The sequence below is a fragment of the Ancylobacter koreensis genome, assembly GCF_023016525.1.
Classification (GTDB): domain Bacteria; phylum Pseudomonadota; class Alphaproteobacteria; order Rhizobiales; family Xanthobacteraceae; genus Ancylobacter; species Ancylobacter koreensis.
The window spans coordinates 103,771-119,272 of record NZ_JALKCG010000008.1 but is presented as its reverse complement, the minus strand read 5'-3'; the positions used below and the strand labels follow the sequence as shown (position 1 = coordinate 119,272).

General features: G+C 71.4%; 13 protein-coding genes. 4 read left to right on the top strand and 9 right to left on the bottom strand.

What is annotated here, in order from left to right; translation table 11 throughout:
* Window positions 1-18 precede the first annotated feature (18 nt).
* Genes MWN33_RS16845 through MWN33_RS16815 form a run of 7 tightly spaced genes read right to left on the bottom strand, consistent with a single transcriptional unit; the run spans window position 19 to window position 5,494 of the window.
* Window positions 19-1,650 carry a complex I subunit 5 family protein gene (locus MWN33_RS16845; RefSeq protein ID WP_247202202.1) on the bottom strand — a complete coding sequence of 544 codons (1,632 nt, stop codon included), beginning with the start codon at window positions 1,648-1,650 and terminating at the stop codon, window positions 19-21.
* 10 nt (window positions 1,651-1,660) lie between these two features.
* Entirely contained in the window at window positions 1,661-3,151 is a 1,491-nt protein-coding gene (locus MWN33_RS16840) for a complex I subunit 5 family protein (protein ID WP_247202201.1), read from the bottom strand.
* Window positions 3,151-3,480 carry an NADH-quinone oxidoreductase subunit K gene (locus MWN33_RS16835; protein ID WP_247202200.1) on the bottom strand — a complete coding sequence of 110 codons (330 nt, stop codon included), beginning with the start codon at window positions 3,478-3,480 and terminating at the stop codon, window positions 3,151-3,153. Before MWN33_RS16835 ends, MWN33_RS16840 begins: the two co-directional genes overlap by 1 nt.
* The gene (locus MWN33_RS16830) at window positions 3,477-4,397 is read right to left on the bottom strand and encodes a hydrogenase subunit MbhD domain-containing protein (protein WP_247202199.1); all 921 of its coding nucleotides are present in this window, start codon (window positions 4,395-4,397) and stop codon (window positions 3,477-3,479) included. Before MWN33_RS16830 ends, MWN33_RS16835 begins: the two co-directional genes overlap by 4 nt.
* Window positions 4,397-4,684 carry a cation:proton antiporter gene (locus MWN33_RS16825; RefSeq protein WP_247202198.1) on the bottom strand — a complete coding sequence of 96 codons (288 nt, stop codon included), beginning with the start codon at window positions 4,682-4,684 and terminating at the stop codon, window positions 4,397-4,399. The genes MWN33_RS16830 and MWN33_RS16825 overlap by 1 nt, the downstream gene beginning before the upstream one ends.
* Window positions 4,681-4,953 (bottom strand): multiple resistance and pH regulation protein F, encoded by a 273-nt coding sequence (locus tag MWN33_RS16820; protein WP_247202197.1) that lies wholly within the window; start codon window positions 4,951-4,953, stop codon window positions 4,681-4,683. The genes MWN33_RS16825 and MWN33_RS16820 overlap by 4 nt, the downstream gene beginning before the upstream one ends.
* Entirely contained in the window at window positions 4,946-5,494 is a 549-nt protein-coding gene (locus MWN33_RS16815) for a Na+/H+ antiporter subunit E (protein WP_247202196.1), read from the bottom strand. The genes MWN33_RS16820 and MWN33_RS16815 overlap by 8 nt, the downstream gene beginning before the upstream one ends.
* Before the next feature lie 305 nt (window positions 5,495-5,799).
* Here MWN33_RS16815 and MWN33_RS16810 point away from each other — a divergent pair, with 305 nt between their 5' ends.
* Both MWN33_RS16810 and MWN33_RS16805 read left to right on the top strand, forming a co-directional pair.
* Window positions 5,800-6,888: an efflux RND transporter periplasmic adaptor subunit gene (locus MWN33_RS16810; RefSeq protein WP_247202195.1), complete on the top strand. Its 1,089-nt coding sequence runs from the start codon at window positions 5,800-5,802 to the stop codon at window positions 6,886-6,888.
* Complete coding sequence (locus MWN33_RS16805) at window positions 6,888-9,926, top strand: efflux RND transporter permease subunit (RefSeq protein WP_247202281.1); 3,039 nt, start codon at window positions 6,888-6,890, stop codon at window positions 9,924-9,926. Before MWN33_RS16810 ends, MWN33_RS16805 begins: the two co-directional genes overlap by 1 nt.
* 13 nt (window positions 9,927-9,939) lie before the next feature.
* On the opposite strand, the gene MWN33_RS16800 is transcribed toward MWN33_RS16805, so the two are convergent.
* Window positions 9,940-11,484: an alpha/beta hydrolase gene (locus MWN33_RS16800; protein WP_247202194.1), complete on the bottom strand. Its 1,545-nt coding sequence runs from the start codon at window positions 11,482-11,484 to the stop codon at window positions 9,940-9,942.
* Complete coding sequence (locus MWN33_RS16795) at window positions 11,484-12,533, bottom strand: AI-2E family transporter (RefSeq protein ID WP_247202193.1); 1,050 nt, start codon at window positions 12,531-12,533, stop codon at window positions 11,484-11,486. Before MWN33_RS16795 ends, MWN33_RS16800 begins: the two co-directional genes overlap by 1 nt.
* A gap of 327 nt (window positions 12,534-12,860) precedes the next feature.
* Between MWN33_RS16795 and ssuD the strand changes: the two genes are divergently transcribed.
* Complete coding sequence (gene ssuD, locus MWN33_RS16790; protein WP_247202192.1) at window positions 12,861-14,039, top strand: FMNH2-dependent alkanesulfonate monooxygenase; 1,179 nt, start codon at window positions 12,861-12,863, stop codon at window positions 14,037-14,039.
* Complete coding sequence (locus MWN33_RS16785; RefSeq protein ID WP_247202191.1) at window positions 14,036-15,478, top strand: FAD/NAD(P)-binding protein; 1,443 nt, start codon at window positions 14,036-14,038, stop codon at window positions 15,476-15,478. The genes ssuD and MWN33_RS16785 overlap by 4 nt, the downstream gene beginning before the upstream one ends.
* Window positions 15,479-15,502 lie beyond the last annotated feature (24 nt).

The following is a 15,502-nucleotide window of genomic DNA, read 5'->3' as shown; positions in this document are numbered from 1 at the left end:
CAGGCCGGGCGGAAATCGCTACGGCGCGAGGCTCAGCGCGCCCGCCAGCGCCAGCACGAGGGCGACCAGCGAGAGCCCGGCGATGGGCCAGCGGCGCAGCACGGCGTCGAGCCGCTCCATGCCGGCGCCGAGCGCGCGCACCAGCGGCGCGGCGCGTTCGGCCAGCACCACGACGTCGCCCTCCGGCACGCGCGGCAGGCGCCGGCCGAAGCCGAACAGAAGCACGGCGAGGGCGCCGCCGAGCAGGATCGGCCAGCTCGCCGCCCACAGTGCGGCTGGTGCCAGCACGTTGGCGAGCGTATAGCCGGTCGCCGGGCCGAGCAGCGCCCAGCCGGCGACGAGCGAGGCGAGCGCGGTGGCCGCGAAGGGCAAGGCCATGCCGGTGGGCGCGCTTTCCTCAGGGGCGGCTTTCGAGGTCGACGCCACGAGACGCAGGAAATGCAGCATCAGCAGCGCGCTGCCGGCCGCCGAGAGGGTGGCGAGCGTTGCGGCCAGCCCGTCGCCGAAGGGGGCCTTGGCCGCGTATTTGGCGAGCGCGCCTGACGTGAAGGGCAGGCCGGCGAGGCTCAGCGCCATCACCGTCATCACGGCCAGCACCGGCAGCCGGCGGGCGCTCCCGGTGACGGCGATGACGCCGACGCCGAGAAACAGCGCGCCCTTCACCAGCATGTGGTGCAGCGCGTAGTAGGCGAGGAGCCCCGTCACCCCGGTATCGCCGATGGCCAGGCCTGCGCCGGCGATGGCGGCCACCAGCCCCATCTGGCTCACCGTCGAATAGGCCAGCACGGTCTTGGGATGCTGCTGGGTGATGCCGATGGCGACGCCATAGAAGGCGGTGGCGAGGCCGAGCGCCATCAGCGCGCCGCCCCAGTCGGCCAGCGGCGTGCCGAAGGGCAGGAAGCGGATGAGCCCGATCACCCCCGCCTTCACCACGATGCCGCTCAGCACCGCCGAGGCCGGCATCGGGGCGACAGGATGGGCGAGCGGCATCCACACATGCAGCGGCGCCAGCCCCATCTTCAGCCCGAAGCCGAGGATCAGCAGGGTGAGCGTCGCCGCGCGCCAGGGCGAGGCGTCGAGCGTCGAAACCGCATCGGCGATGAGCTGGTTGCCCACCGGGCCGGCGGTGGCGAGCAGCACGAAACCGAACAGCAGGCAGGCTTCGCCGAGCAGCGCCAGCGCGATGTAGAAGAAGCCGGCCCGCTCCGCGCGAGCCGAACTCTCGTGCATCACCAGCCCGTAGGCGGACAGGCTGACCAGCGAGAACATCAGGTAGAAGCTGGTCATGTCGGCGACGACGAAGACGCCGAGGCTGCCCGCCATGGTGAGCAGCCACCAGATGGCGAAGCCGGCGCGGCCGGTCTCCTCGCGCATGTAGGCGCGGGCATAGAGGCCGGCGGCGGACCACAGCAGGGCGGCGCCGCCCAGCAGCAGGGCGCCCGGCGCGTCCAGCGCCAGCACCAACCGGAACGGCGCCGGCGCCAGAAGCAGCGTGCCGCCCGGCGCGACGAGCGCCGTCGCCAGCCCCGGCAGTGGCGCCACCGCCAGCAGCCCGAAGACGCGGCACCGGAAGGCGGGCAGCAGGCACAGCCCGACCATGGCGAGCGGGGTCGCGAGGGTGGCGAGGAGCAGCAGGCCGGAAAGCGTCATCGCGTCCTCCTCACGGCCGGCCGATGGCGAGAAGTTCGAAGGGCTGCAGCGGCACCAGGCCGAGCGCCACGGCGACCAGCGCCAGCGTCAACGCGGTCAGTTCGCGCGAGAGCGCCACCGGGCGGGTGGCGAGCGGCGCCGGCGGCGTCGCCATGGCGCGCTTGAGCACGCGGGTGACATAGGCGGCGGCGAGCAGCCCGCCGACGCTGATCACGGCGGCGATCCACCACGCGCCGGCCAGCGTCGCCGCATTGAGCAGCAGCAGCTTGGCGACGAAGCCGCCGCTCGGCGGCAGGCCCATCAGCGACAGGCCGGCGAGGCCGAAGGCGAACACGCTGACCGGCGCGGCGCGCCCGGCGCCGGCGAGTTCGGCGATGCGGTCATGGCCGAGCGCCTCGGCGATCATGCCGGCGGCAAGGAACATCGCCGCCTTGGCGAAGGCGTGCGAGACGAGCTGGAGCATGCCGCCGGTCCAGCCGATGGTCTGCCACGCCGGCACGCCCGGCTCGGCGGTGAGCCGGAACATGAGGAATAGATAGCCGATCTGCGCCACGGTGGAGTAGGCGATCATCAGCTTCAGCCGCTCCTGCCGCAGCGCCACGACGCTGCAGATGAGGATCGCCGCCGCGCCGAGCCCGGCCAGCACCTGCGCCGCCGGCAGGCTCGGCGGGCCGGGCAGCACGTCGAACCACAGCCGCACGATGAGGAAGAACGGCGCCTTCACCACCAGCGCGGAGAGCACGGCGCTGGCGGGGGCCGGCGCGCCGGCATGGGCGGGCGGCAGCCAGATGTGCAGCGGAAACAGAGCGGCCTTCGCCATCAGCCCGCCGATCATCAGCGCCACCGCCGCATGGGTGGCGAGATCGGGTTGGGTGAGTTCGCGCAGCGTGCCGATGTCGAGCGTGCCGTAGCGGCCATAGAGCAGCGCCGTGCCGAGCAGGTAGAGCGCCGAGCCGATCAGCGCGAAGACGAGATAGCGCAGCGCCGCCTCCAGCGTCGCCGCCCGCCCGTCGAGGCAGACCAGCGGCACCGCCGCGAAGGTGAGAAGTTCCAGCGCCACGAAAAGGTTGAACAGGTCCTCGCCGACCAGCACGAGGTTGAGCGCGCTCCACAGCCCCATCAGCAGCGACCAGAAGGCGAAGGCGCGCCGGCCGTCCGGCGTCGCGTCGTCGGCACAGAACAGCGCGCGGGCGTTGAGCGCCACGAGGGCGACGACGAGAGCCGCCATCGCCAGCATGACCGCCGACACGCCGTCGGCGCGCAAGGCGAGGCCGAGCGGCGGCGCCCAACCGCCGACGACATAGGTCAGCGCCTCCCCGGTCTCCGCCACGGTCGTGGCGATGGCGCCGGCCACCGCCAGCCCGGCGACGAGGACGGGGAAGGCGACGAACTCCACCCGGCGCAGGCCGATGAGCGCCGTCACACTCATCCCCAGCAGGCCGATGACCGGCACGACGAGGGCGAGCACGAGGAGATATCCGGCGGGGCTGGAGGCGGCCATCAGCCGTGCTCCGCCGGGGCAGACGAGGCGGCGGCGGCCGCTTCCTCCGCCCGTGTCTGAGCGAGCCGGCGCATCAGCATCACGGCGAGCGCGGTGGCGGCGAAGGCGACGACGATGCCGGTGATGACGAGCGCCTGCGGCACCGGATCGCCGGGCAGGCCGGCCGCCGCGCCGCGCCGGGCGGCGACGCCGAACATCAGGAAGACGCCGGCGCCCATGAGGTTGAAGGCCAGCACGCGGCGCAGCGGCGAGGCCTGCGCCAGTACGCCGTAAAGGCCGAGCCCGACCAGCAGCGCGGCGGCGAGGCCATAGAGCGTTGGCCCGCTCATGCGCGCGGCCTCCGAGCGCCGGGGCCGAGCACGATGAGCGCCAGCAGGACGGCGAGCGAGGTGGTGAGCGCCACCTCGATGAGGACGATCACCGGCTTGGCGAGGCCCTCGGGCCAGGCGAGGAAGCTGCCCGGCACCAGGAAGCCGAGGAGGCCGAGGGCGAGGAACAGCGCCGGCCCGCCGACGACCAACGCGCGCAGCCGCGTATTTCCCAGCTTCGGCGCCGGCGCGAGCCCAGCCATCAGCACCAGCAGTCCCATGGCGGCGATCAGCGTCGCCGCCTGGAACTTGCCGCCGGGTGCGTCGGCGCCGATCCAGAGGATATGCACCGCGACGACGAGCCCGACCGGCGGCAGCAGGCGGGCCAGCAGGCGCAGCGGCGGGCTCGGGGCGTCGGCTCCCGGAACCATCGGCGCGCCGCGCCAGTCGGCATCGGGGGCCAGCGACCAGATGCCGATCAGCGCCAGCACCACGACGACGGTCTCCAGCAGCGTGTCGAGCGCGCGATAGGCCAGCAGCACGGCGGTGACGGGGTTGCCGAGGTCGAGCGCCGCCAGCGGCTCCACCGCCGCCGCCGCGAGGCTCGGCGCCGGATCGGGCGCCTCCAGCACGAGGAAGGCGAGGCCGCCCGCCACCAGCGCGCACAAGCCGGCGAGGGCGAGGCGCAGCGGCCGGGACGGCTGGGCGGCGGGGGTCGCGAGCGACGTCGCGCCGAGCAGCAGCAGGCCGGTAAGCGCGCCGACCGCCGCCTCGGTCAGCGCCACGTCGACGGCGCCGAGCCGCACCCAGACGAGCGCCAGCACCAGGCCGAAGCCCATGAAGCCGATGGCCGACGCGCGCGCCTGCCGTGCGGCGAGGCTGAACAGCGCCAGCACCAGCAGCGTCGCGACCAGAACGGCGTCGAGCGCGAGTTTCATCAGCCGCGCCCGTCCCGCGCGGCCCGTGCGATGAGCTGGCCGGCAATGGCGCCGGAGAGCAGCGCGATGAGCCAGATCGCCAGCAGCTTCAGAGCGGCGAGCGGGCCCGGCGCCTGCGCCATCAGCCCCAGCACGATGAGGCCGAGGCCGAGAGTGTCCGCCTTGGTGAGCGCGTGAAGGCGCGACAGCGTGTCGGGAAAGCGCAGCAGCCCCGCCGTGCCGGCGAGGAAGAAGAACAGCCCGGCGACGACCATCGCGCCGGTGAAGAGGTCGGCCAGCGCGCTCACCGCTTCTCCTCCGCGACACCGGCGGCGTGGAGAGCGGCGGAAGCGAAGGCGGCGAGCACGGCGAGGGTGAGCGCGACGTCGGTGAGCGAGGCGATGTCGAGCGCGCCCGCCAGCAGCAGCGCGATCGCCGTACCGCCGGTGCCGGCGAGCTGGACGATCATCAGCCGGTCGGCCCCGCCGGCGCGAGCCGGGGCGCGCAGCAGCGCGGCGAGGCTGGCGAGCACCATGAGCGCGACGAGCAGGGCGGCGAACAGCAGGAACTCAGCCATTCCCGTGCTCCCGCTTCGGTTCCCGCGCCAGCGCCGCGAAGGCGGCCTCGCCCGCTGCATAGTCCTCGGCGACCGGCTGGGCCGTGTCGAGCGCGTGCACCAGCGTCGTGGCCGCATCCGCCGCCACCGGCAGTGTGCCGGGCTGGAGGCTGTACCAGGCGTGGAACGCCTCGCGCGCCGTGCCTTCCGGCAGGCGGGCGGGAACCGCGACGAGGCCGGGCGCGAGCTTCGGATGCGGGGACAGCGCGCGGCGCGCCACGTCGAGCCCGGCGCGCAGCGACTGCACGGGGAAGGCAAGGGCGAGCCGCGCCAGCGCGCCGAGGTCGAGCCGGCGGCCGGAGGGCGGCAGCAGGCGCAGGCTCAGCCCCGCCGCCGTGACGGCTGCCAGCACGCCGACCGGCAGGTCCTTCGGCGCGGCGCCGTGCAGCGCCAGCCAGAGCAGCAGGAATCCGGCGGCGCGCGCGAGGCCGCTCGCCAGCCGTGCCGGCCGCGGGCGGCGCGCTGATTCGCGGCGCGAAAGATGGCGCGGGGCCTTCGGCACCAAGCGGATCTCCTGTGGGGCGACGCTCCAGCCTCGCCGACGGTGCTACTGTGCCGAGCGAAACGGGTGCGGCGCAATACGGCTCGTTCCGGTCTTTTGTCGATCCGCTGACGAAAGACGCAGCCGGCACCCACCGCGAAAGGTTCCTTCGCACCGTCGGCGGGTATAATGTCGGAGCCGTCGACGGACCGGGCCGCAGGGGCGCGTCACCGTGCCGTGACGATGCCGTGTCAGCCATGGATACGGGAACAGCGTCCCTATCGCGGCCCGCCGAGCGTGGCCCGTTTTTGAGGAACCACCTCCACATGACGACGACCGGAATGCCCTGGATGGGTTGCCTCGCCCTCGGTGCGAGCCTTCTTCTCGCGGGTTGCGGGCAGGAGCAGGAGGCGCAGGCGCCCCAGCCCCGTCCCGTGCGCGTGGTCACGGTGGAGAAGGGCGAGGGCGGCCAGCTCGTCTCCTTCACCGGCGAGGTGCTGGCGCAGGACGAGGCCTCGCTCGCCTTCCGCGTCTCCGGCCGGATGATCGAGCGCAACGTCAATGTGGGCGATCAGGTCAAGGCCGGTCAGGTGGTCGCCCGGCTCGATCCGCAGAACGCGCTCAACACGCTGCGCTCGGCGCAGGCGGCGGTCGCCGCCGCCGAGAGCCAGCTCGTCACCGCCGCCAACACGTTCGACCGGCAGGAGCGCCTGCTGGTCAACGGCTTCACCACCCAGGCCAACCACGACGCTGCGCGCACCGCGCTGCAGGCGGCGCAGTCCTCGCTCGACGACGCCGAGGCCCAGCTCAAGATCGCCACCGACAATGTGAGCTACACCGATCTCGTCGCCGACGCCCCCGGCACGGTGACGGCGCGGGGCGCGGAGCCCGGCGAGGTGGTGCAGGCTGGACAGATGATCGTTCAGCTCGCCCGGCAGGGCGGGCGCGACGCGGTGTTCGACGTGCCGGCCAACATCCTGCGCACGGCGCCGCCCGATCCGCTGATCCGCGTCGCGCTCAGCGACGACCCGAGCGTCACCGCCATCGGCCGCGTGCGCGAGGTGGCGCCGCAGGCCGATCCGGTCACCCGCACCTTCCGCGTGCGCGTCGGCCTCGACAACCCGCCGGCGGCGATGCGGCTCGGCTCGACCGTGGTCGGGCAGGTGCGGCTGGAGAACGATCCGGTCATCGACATCCCGGCCTCGGCGCTCACGGCGGTGAACGACCAGCCGGCGGTGTGGGTGTTCGATCCCGCCACTCAGACCGTGGCGCTGCGCAACGTACAGCTGCGCAGCTTCTCGCAGGCCCGCGTCGCGGTCGAATCCGGGCTCACCCCCGGCGAGGTGGTGGTGACGGCGGGCGTGCAGGCGCTGCATCCCGGCCAGAAGGTCCGCCTGCTGGGGGCGGGGTCGTGATGGGATTCAATCTGTCCGAATGGGCGGTGCGCCAGCGCTCGCTCGTCATCTATTTCATGATCGCGGTCGTTGGCGCCGGCGTGTTCGCCTATACGCGGCTCGGCAGGGCCGAGGACCCCTCCTTCATCATCAAGACGATGGTGGTGCAGGCCGCCTGGCCGGGCGCCGGCATCGAGGACACGCTCCAGCAGGTGACCGAGCGGCTTGAGCGCACGCTGCAGGAAACGCCGCATCTCGACTTCATCCGCAGCTATACGCGGCCCGGCCTCACGACCATCTTCGTCAATCTGAAAGGCAGCACCACCGCCGAGGAGGTGCCCGACGTCTGGTACCAGGTGCGCAAGCGCGTCGGCGATATGGCCCACACCCTGCCGCGCGGCGTGGTCGGGCCGGGCTTCAACGACGAGTTCGGCGACACGTTCGGCCTTATCTACGGCTTCACCGCCGACGGCTTCACCCATCGCGAGCTGCGCGACTATGTGGAGCGCGCCCGCTCGACGCTTCTGAACGTGCCCGACGTCGCCAAGATCGAGCTGCTGGGCGAGCAGGACGAGCAGATCTTCGTCGAGTTCTCCGTGCGCGAACTCGCCAATCTCGGCATCGACCGCTCCGCCCTTGTGGCGGCGCTGCGGGCGCAGAACGTGGTGCAGCCTTCCGGCACCATCCAGACCGGCGACGAGAAGCTGGCGATCGACGTCTCCGGCGCCTTCGGCTCCGAGAAGGACATTGCCAACATCAATTTCGCGGTCAACGGGCGCATGCTGCGGCTCGCCGACATCGCCACCGTGCGGCGCGGCTACGCCGACCCGCCGCGCCCGATGTTCCGCGTCAACGGCGAGCCGGCCATCGGCCTCGCCATCGCCATGAGCGAGGGCGGCGACATCCTCCAGCTCGGCCGCAACGTCGACAAGGCGATGGCGCAGATCACCGCCGAGCTGCCGATCGGCATCGAGCCGCATCTGGTGGCCGACCAGGCGGTGACGGTGGCGGGCGCGATCTCCGAATTCATGGAATCGCTCTGGCAGGCCATCGTCATCATCCTCGCGGTCAGCTTCATCGCGCTCGGCGTGCGCGCCGGGTTGATGGTGGCGCTGACCATCCCGCTCACGCTGGCGGGCGTCTTCGCCATCATGTGGATGATGGGCATCGACATGCAGCGGATCTCGCTCGGCGCGCTGATCATCGCGCTGGCGCTGATGGTGGACGATGCGATGACCACCACCGACGCCACGCTCGGGCGCCTCGCGGCCGGCGAGAAGAAGGAGGTGGCGGCGGTCTTCGCCTTCAAGACCTACGCCTTCGCCATGCTGGCGGGCACGCTCGTCACCATCGCCGGCTTCGTGCCGGTGGGCTTCGCCGCCTCCTCGGCGGGCGAATACACCTTCACCCTGTTCGCGGTCGTCACCATCGCGCTGCTGGTGTCGTGGCTGGTGGCGGTGATCTTCGCGCCGCTGATCGGCCTCGTCATCCTCAAGCCGCCGAAGAATGCCGGCGGCGAGCCGGGGCGGGTGATGCGCGTCTATCGCGGCTTCCTTTCCGCCGCGCTCACCGCGCGCTGGGTGACCATCGCCGTCACCCTCGGCCTGTTCGTGGTGTCGGTGCTGCTGATGCCGCTGATCCCGCGCCAGTTCTTCCCGTCTTCCGACCGGCCGGAGCTGCTGGTCGACCTGCAACTGCCGCAGAACGCCTCGATCTACGCCACCGAACGGGCCATGCAGCGGCTCGACGCGGCGCTGAAGGGAGACCCGGATGTCGAGCGCTGGAGCGGCTATGTCGGGCGCGGCGCCATCCGCTTCTATCTCCCGCTCAACGCCCAGCTTCCCAACGACTTCTTCGGGCAGGCGGTGGTCGTCGCCAAGGACGTGGCGGCGCGCGAGCGGCTGCACGCCAAGCTGGTGAAGCTGCTCGCCGACGACTTCCCCAATGTGGTGAGCCGCGTCTCGCCGCTGGAACTCGGCCCGCCGGTGGGCTGGCCGATCCAGTACCGGGTGATCGGGCCCGATCTGGCGCAGGTGCGCGACATCGCCTTCCAGCTCGCCGAGGTCATCGCCGCCGATCCGCTGACGCGAACGGTGAACTATGACTGGATCGAGCCGGCGCGCGAGATCCGCATCCGCGTCGACCAGGACCAGGCGCGCCTGCTCGGCCTGTCCACGGAGGCCATCGGCTCGGTGCTGAACACGGTCGTCACCGGCGCCCCGGTCACGCAGGTGCGCGACGACATCTATCTCGTCGACGTGGTGCTGCGCGCCACCGACGAGCAGCGCGTCTCGCTCGACACACTGCGCACGCTGGAAGTGCCGCTGCCCGGCGGGCGCACCGTGCCGCTCAGCCAGTTCGCCACCTTCGACTACGAGCAGACCTATCCGCTCGTGTGGCGACGCGACCGGCAGCCCTCGCTGACCGTCCAGTCGGACATCGTCGAGGGCGAACTGCCCGAGACGGTGGTGCAGCAGCTCACCCCGCCTATCGAGGCGCTGGCCAAGACGCTGCCGGCCGGCTATCGCATCGAGACCGGCGGCACGGTGGAGGAGAGCGCCTCCTCGCTCGCCTCGGTGATCGCGGTGGTGCCGGTCATGCTGCTGATCATGTTCACCGTGCTGATGTTCCAGCTCAAGCGCTTCTCGCTCACCTTCCTGGTAGTGAGCGTGGCACCGCTCGGCCTGATCGGCGTGGTGCTGGCGCTGCTGGTGTCGAGCCGTCCGCTCGGCTTCGTCGCCATCCTCGGCGTGCTGGCGCTGATCGGCATGATCATCAAGAACGCGGTGATTCTGATCGGCCAGATCGAATCCGAGCGCGCCGGCGGCAAGAATGTGCGCGAGGCGGTGATGGACGCGTCCTGCGCGCGCTTCACGCCGATCATGCTGACGGCGGTCTCCACCGTGCTCGGCATGATCCCGATTGCCCCGACCGTGTTCTGGGGGCCGATGGCCTTTGCCATCATGGGCGGCCTGCTGGTCGCCACCATGCTCACGCTGATCTTCCTGCCGGCGCTCTATCTGGCGGCGGCGGGGCGCGAGCGGCCGGCGACGCCCTGAACGGGCGCCGCCCTCAGGGAACCGGCGCGGGTTCGGCGGGCTCGGCGGCCGGCGCTTCCGGCTCGGGCACCGGCGGCGGCGCGGCGGCGGGCGTGCCGCCGGCCGGCGCCGCTGGCGCCGACGTCGGGCCGATGCGCTCGATCATGTAGGGAAAGAACGGGTTCGACGACATGCGCACCAGCGCGTCGAGGCTGACGATCAGCGCGCCGCGCTCGCCACGCACCGCCATGGCGCCGAGTTCGAGCCCGAAATTCTCGGATGGATCCGGGTGCGAGCCATAGAGCCCGTCCTCCGGCGGGAAGGGCAGGGCGACGTGCGAGAGCGAATAGACGTCCGGCGGGTAGCTCAGACCGAGCGGGCGCACGACCTCCTCGCTCGACCCCGCCGCGATGCTGCGCTCCACCACGAGGTCGCTGCCGGCATCCTCATTGGTGACGATCACCGTGCGGAAATTGCGCGGCAGCGGAGGTAAGAGGCGCAGCAGCGCCGAATAGGAGGTCGCGCGCAGCAGCGGGCCGAGCTTGGTGTTGCGGTTGATGTCGAACAGCACCAGCTCGCTGCCATTGCTCGGGAGCTGGCTGTAGAAGGCGTCGATGATCGCCCGCGTCGAGACGGTGAAGTCCATCACCGACTGGAAGGTGAGCGCCGGCGCGAGGTCCTTGAGCCGGCCGGCGCGCGCCTCCCGCGTGATGGCGGCCTGTAGCGCGCGCGTGAGCTGATGCGACTGCACCGCGCCGTTGACCGGGAAGCTGTTGTACTTGAAGGGGTTGAACTCCGGCACGATGCCGAGCCACGCCGCCTTGTCGAAAGCCGGCAGCAGGGCCGGCAGGGCGGCGAGGCCGGCAAAGCGGGCAAAGCGGGTGATGCCGATCATCGGCGATATGAGCACCAGCCGGTCCGGCCGCACGAGCTTGTCGTCACCGAGGGCGTCGAGCGCGTATTTCAGCGCCAGCGCTCCGCCATTCGAAAAGCCGACGATCTCCAGCTTCTTGCCCGGCGCGCGGGCGGCGGCCTCGCGCACGGCGAGGCGGGTCGCAGCCAGCCAGTCCTCCCATTCCGCGGCGGTGAGGCCGGCGGGCACGGTGCCGTGGCCGGGCAGGCGCGGGGCGACGACCACGTAGCCGGCCTCGGCGTAGCGCCGTCCGACATGGCGCAGGCTGTAGGGCGAATCCGTCAGCCCGTGCAGCAGCACCACGGCGCCGACCGGCTCGCCCGCCGGCAGCAGCTCATAGGAGCGGTTGAAATTCTGCGTCAGGCTGGGGGGATAGACGACGCTGCCGGCGAAGTAGCGGTTGGAGGGGATGCGCTCGTCCTCCGGCAGCTTCTGCACCACCTCGGCGATCACCTCGGCGAAGAGCTTGTCCTCGCGGGCGAGGTAGCCGGCCCAGTCGGCGGCGTCGAGCTCGGCGATGCTCATCTCCTCCGGCACGAAGGTGTGCCAGGCCTCCAGCGGCGCGCCGGTCTGGGCGAACCACACGCGCATGCCGAGGAAGGCGACGAAGCCCAGCACGAGCAGGATGACGAGCCAGCGGACGGTTCTCTTGAGACGGGCGAACATCAGGCGGCGGTCTCCGGTGCGGGTTCAGGCGCCGCCTCCTGGCGGCCGGACAGCAGGCGGGCGATCCAGCGCGTGCTCTCGGCCTCCTCGCAGAAGGTGAGGGCGGCGATGACCAGCGGCACGCCGATGAAGGCGCCGGAAAGTCCCCACATGAAGGACCAGAAGAACACGGCGAACAGGACGAGGAAGGGCGAGATGGCCAGCGCCCGTCCGGCCATGCGCGGCTCGATATAGCTGCCGCTGAAGAACTGGATGACGTTCATGGCGAGGAAGACCAGCACGGCGGTCTCCCACGAGCCGAACTGCGCCAGCGCGAACAGGGTCGGCAGCACGGTCGCCACCAGCGGGCCGATGAAGGGGATGTAGTTGAGCGCGAAGGCGATGACGCCGAAAGCCGGGGCGAGGTCGAGCCCCAGCGCCGCGGTGACGGCCCAGACGAAAAGGCCGGTGAGCACGCTCATCACCGTGCGCACCATCATGTAGGTGCGGAACTTGGCGGCGGTCGCGGTGCAGGCGCGCACCAGCATGCGGCCTCTCTCGCCCGCCTCGGCGATCAGCTTGGCGCGCACGATCTCGACTTCGAGCAGGCCGAGCATGACGAAGATCAGCGTCACCACGCCGAAGCCGACCATGCCGTTGAGCCGGCCGGCGGCCCCCTGGAAGAAGCGGATCAGCCAGGTGGCGTTGAAGGTGTCGGCGAGCATGCCGGCGGAATAGAGCCCGAGTTCCTCCAGCCGTGCGGCGGTCTCGGTGTAGAGCGTCTGGAAGCGGGCGGCGTTGGCGATGAGCCAGCGTCCGGCCTGGCTGAAGCCCCAGACGCTGACATAGGCGAGGGTGGCGATGACGAGGATGGTGGCCGCCAGCGTGATCGCCATGGCGAGCAGCGCGGGCAGGCGCTGCTGAAGCCGGAGCTGGAGGGGCCAGACCAGCGCGATGATGAACAGCGCGAAGGCGACGGGCGCCACGATCTGCCGGGCGAAGAACACCGCCCCGGCCAGCAGGACGAAGGCGATGAGGCCGAGGAAGACGGTATTGGCGCGGGAGGTCATGAAAGCCTGCAGGTCACGGGGGCTATACAGGCGGATATCACGCCGGCCCGCCGGTAGGAACCTGCCACCCGGTCGGGGTGGTCCTTCGTCAGGCTCCCCGCCCGCGACAGATGGCCGGAAGCACTGCTTGATCGGGTGAGCCACACGCTGGCGATCGCAGTGAGGTGGCAGGTCGACGGCGGGGCGGGGAAACGCCGGCCGGCGAAGGGCTATTTATCTATGGGTTTAGTAGCTTATAATCCGGACTCCGTACATAACGCGTTCAACACCCAACGCGGGCGCCCTCGCGGCCTTCGTGGCCGCCGAACTGTCGCAAGGAAGATCCGAATGACCCTCTCATCGACGGCCGACGACGGCCTGAACGTCCTGTGGTTTCTGCCCACCCATGGCGACGGGCGTTATCTCGGGACGAGCGCGGGCGCGCGCGAGACCGATATCGACTATCTGCGCCAGGTGGCGCAGGCCGCCGACCGGCTCAGCTATTACGGCGTGCTGATCCCCACCGGCAAGAGCTGCGAGGACAGCTGGCTGGTCGCCTCCGCGCTGGCGCCGGTGACGAAGCGCCTGCGCTACCTCGTAGCGGTGCGGCCCGGCCTTGCCTCACCCACCCTCTATGCCCGCATGACGGCGACGCTCGACCGCATCTCCGGCGGGCGCCTGCTCATCAACATCGTCACCGGCGGCGACCCGGTGGAGAATGCCGGCGACGGCATCTTCCTGAACCATGACGAGCGCTACGAGGTCACCGACGAGTTCCTCCAGGTCTATCGCCGCCTAATCGCCGGCGAGCATGTCAGCTATGCCGGCAGGCACATCAGGGTCGAGGACGCCCATCTCCTGTTCCCGCCGCAGCAGGAAGGCGGGCCGGCGCTGTATTTCGGCGGCTCGTCGGAGGCGGCGAACAAGGTCGCGGCCGAGCATGTCGACAAGTACCTCACCTGGGGCGAGCCCCCGGCGGCGGTCGAGGCGAAGATCAAGCAGGTCCGCGCGCTGGCCGAGGCCGAGGGCCGCAAGGTGAGCTTCGGCATCCGCCTGCACGTCATCGCCCGCGAGACCGACGCCAAGGCGTGGGAAGCGGCCGAGGATCTCATCCGCCATCTCGACGACGACACCATCGCGAGCGCCCAGAAGGTATTCTCCCGCCTCGATTCGGTCGGACAGGCGCGGATGTCCGCCTTGCATGGCGGGCGCCGTGATAAGTTGGAGATCAGCCCGAACCTATGGGCCGGCGTCGGGCTGGTGCGCGGAGGTGCGGGCACCGCGCTGGTCGGCTCGGGCGAAACGGTGGCGGCACGCATGCGTGAATATGCCGATCTCGGCATCGACAGCTTCATCCTCTCCGGCTACCCGCATCTGGAGGAGGCCTACCGTGTGGCGGAGCTGGTGCTTCCGCGCCTGAAGCTCAACCACTCCACTGCGCAGGCGGGCGGCAAGGTGAATACGGGCCCCTTCGGCGAGACTATCGCCAACGACTATCGCCCGCCTATCCGCGCGGCGCAGTCGTGAGCGCCACGGCCCAGAACGGGGAGGTGCGCGTCCCGGTCGCCATTGTCGGCGGCGGGTTCTCCGGCGCCGCCGTCGCGTGGCACCTGTTGCGCCAGCGCCCCGAGACGGAGCGGGTGATCGTCGTCGAGCCGCGCGCCGAGATCGGGCGCGGCCTCGCCTACGGGGCGGCCGATCCGAGCCACCGGGTCAATGTGCCCGCGACCCGCATGTCGCTGATTCCCGACCGGCCCGAGCATTTCAACGAGTGGTTCGAACGTTCGGGCCTCCTCGCCGCCGATCCCGACGCGCGCATGCCGGACGGACGCAACTTCCCCGCCCGCGCCGCCTTCGGCGCCTATGTGGCGCAGGAGATTGCCGCGCTGGGCGAGCGCGTCGTCCATCTGCGGGCGAGCGCGACCGAGGTCGTGCCGGTCGCGGACGGCTACCGCATCCTCGCCTCGGAGGGGACCCAGGTGATCGCGCGCGTCGTCGTGCTCGCCGTGGCCCATGTGGCGCCGAGCCCGCCCGCCGCGCTCGACCGCGCGCTCACCGGCCATCCCCGTTATGTCCGCGACCCCTGGCAGACGGAGAGGCTGGAGGCGATCCGCCCGGACGACCGGGTGCTGATCGTCGGCACTGGCCTGACCATGGCGGATATCGTGGCGAGCCTCGACCGGCTCGGCCATCGCGGTGAGATCGTCGCCATCTCGCGCCGGGGCCTGCGCTCGCGCGGCCATCCCGCCGAGGCGCACGATCCCTATGGCGACTTCACCGACCCGCCGGCGCGCACGACGCGCGAACTCGTCGCCCGGGTGCGCGCGACGGTCCGCGCTGCGCAGGCGCAGGGCAAGAGCTGGCACTGTGTGCTCGATCAGGTCCGCCTGCAGGGCAGCGCGATCTGGAAGGCGCTGCCGCCCGCCGAGCGGGCGCGGCTGCTGCGCCATATCCGCCCGTTCTGGGATGTTCACCGCTTCCGCATCGCCCCGCAGGTCGAGGCCGGGCTCGACCGTCGCCTCGCCGAGGGGAGGCTGAGCCTGCGCGCCGCCTCGCTGAAATCGGTCGAGCGCCACGGCGAGACGATCGAGGTCGCGCTGCGCGCGCGCCGCAGCGGTGAGGTTTCCACCGAGCGGTTCGACGCCGTGGTGGTGGCGACCGGGCCGGCGCATGGGCGCGTCTTCGCAGACTCGCCGGTACTCTCTGCGCTGGCGGCCGCCGGCCTCGCCCGGCCCGACCCGCTGCGGCTCGGCATCGACGTGACGCCGGACGGCCGCGCCATCGGCACCGACGGCACGGCGCGGGACGATCTGTTCGTCGCCGGCCCGCTGGCGCGTGGCACGGTGGGCGAACTGATGGGCCTGCCTGATGTGACCAACTACGCCATCCGCATCGCGGCGGGCGTCACTGCCCGGCTCGACGCTGAGGCCGTGCCGACGGTGCACCTCGCGGTCGAGGCGCCGTAATCGCCGCCTGAGTGGGCGGTGAGG